Source organism: Shewanella sp. 11B5, assembly GCF_002836795.1.
Lineage (GTDB): Bacteria > Pseudomonadota > Gammaproteobacteria > Enterobacterales > Shewanellaceae > Shewanella > Shewanella frigidimarina.
This window is the reverse complement of the sequence record NZ_PJAP01000669.1, coordinates 1-2,088: the sequence shown is the minus strand read 5'-3', so window position 1 is coordinate 2,088 and position 2,088 is coordinate 1. Positions and strand designations below refer to the sequence as shown.

2 protein-coding genes are annotated in these 2,088 nt (G+C 40.8%); one reads left to right on the top strand and one right to left on the bottom strand.

The features are described from left to right. Nucleotides 1-450: CotH kinase family protein (locus CXF78_RS15090; protein ID WP_180957164.1), on the top strand; the 450-nt coding region annotated here is incomplete at its 5' end. A gap of 87 nt (nt 451-537) precedes the next feature. Here CXF78_RS15090 and CXF78_RS15085 read toward each other — a convergent pair. After that, the coding region (locus CXF78_RS15085; protein ID WP_102037257.1) for an OsmC domain/YcaO domain-containing protein at nt 538-2,088 on the bottom strand (1,551 nt) is incomplete at its 5' end.

Sequence of the window (2,088 nt, the reverse complement as noted above, 5' to 3'; positions counted from 1 at the left end):
AATGGCATCATTCAAAACTGGGACACTTACGGCTTAATGCCACACAACTACTATTTATATAGCAATCCAGACAATTCAAAACTGACCTGGATACCTTGGGACAACAACGAAGCATTGCAAGACGGGAAACAAGGTGGCGCATTGTCGTTAGACTTCTCTGACCTCAACTCAAACAGCTGGCCACTCATATCAAAACTGCACGCAGATGATGTATACCGTGACCGCTACAACCAGTTTTTACTTGAGGTTATCAGCGATGCATTCGAAACCAATAAAATGCAAGCAAGCTACAATGCTTACTCTGCACTGATTGCTCCTTATGCGACCACTGAAGTATCTGGGTATAGCTTTTTAGAAAGCAGTAGCGATTTTTATCGTGCTATCGATGAGCTAATAGAGCATGCCGAAGATAGAGCCACTGCTGTAGAAAGTTATTTAGACAAACAGTAAGCACGTCACTCCTTCATAATATAGTGCGACAAAAAAGCCCGCCACATAAGTGACGGGCTTTTTACTATGCAAAACAGAACCAATAAATTAGATACTAAGGTTTGCTTTACGCGCTTGATGCAGTTTTTTGTAGCTTTCGATCAAACGTAAATGTGGCTCAATACCTTCGAGATTCATGCTGGTTTTGCTCAGGCCATAAAAGCGTACTGTGCCATTAACCGAACCGACAACATTGTCCATAACTTCTTTACCGAACATGCGGTTAAAGTTGCCAATAAAGTGTTCAAGCTCTAAGTCTTCATCTAAAGTCACTTCCAATACCGCATTCACAGCTTGATAAAACAGACCTCGTTGAACGGTATTGTCGTTAAACTGTAAGAACTCACCAACCAATTCAATAGCGTCTTCGTGCGAGCCTAATGCAAGATAAATCAAAATCTTCAGTTCGATAATGGTTAACTGGCCCCAAACCGTGTTCTCATCAAACACAATGCCAATTAACGTACGGATATCGGTGTGGTTATCTAATTGACTTTCTTCTAAGCGATTAACTAACTTACCTAACGCTTTAGTGCTTAATGAATGCAGATTTAAGATATCTTCACGGTAGTTTAAAGACTTATTGGTATTGTCCCAAATCAAGTCATCTACAGGATACACTTCTGAATATTCAGGCACTAAAATACGACACGCAGAAGCACCTAAATCAGTAAATTCGGCAATGTACACTTCTTTGCCCATGGCCTCTAAAATACCAAATAAACCGCTGGCTTCTTCTTCACTGGTACCGCTAAAGTCCCATTCACAGAATTCATAATCAAACTTACTGCTAAAGAAGCGCCAAGAGATAACCCCAGTTGAATCAATAAAGTGTTCAACAAAGTTTTCTGGTTCAGTCACTGCCATGCTGTTAAACGTTGGCTTTGGCACATCGTTTAAGCCTTCAAAGCTGCGGCCTTGTAACAACTCGGTTAAGCTGCGCTCTAATGCCACTTCAAAGCTAGGGTGTGCACCAAACGAGGCAAAAACACCACCAGTACGTGGGTTCATTAAGGTCACGCACATAACAGGAAATTGACCGCCTAAAGAAGCGTCTTTCACTACAATAGGAAAGCCTTGCTCTTCAAGCCCTTTAATGCCCGCTAAAATACTTGGGAATTTCTCTAGTACTGCCATTGGCACATCGGGTAGTACAATTTCTTGTTCGATAATTTGACGTTTAACTGCACGTTCAAAAATTTCAGATAAACACTGTACATGAGCTTCTTGCAAGTTATTACCTGCACTCATGCCATTGCTTAAAAATAAGTTTTCAATAAGGTTAGACGGGAAATAGACCGTTTCCCCATCGGACTGACGCGTGTATGGAATAGCACAAATGCCACGATCTTTATTGCCTGAGTTAGTATCAATTAAATGTGAGCCACATAACTCTTCATCGGGGTTATAAATGTCTAAACAGTACTCATCTAAAATGCCAGTAGGCAGAGCATCATCTTCTTCTAGCGCGAACCATTTCTCATTCGGGTAATGCACAAATTCGCTATTGGCGATTTCAGTACCAAAGAATTGATCGTTATAAAAAAAGTTATTATTAAGACGCTCAATAAACTCGCCTAAAGCAGAACATAACGCGCT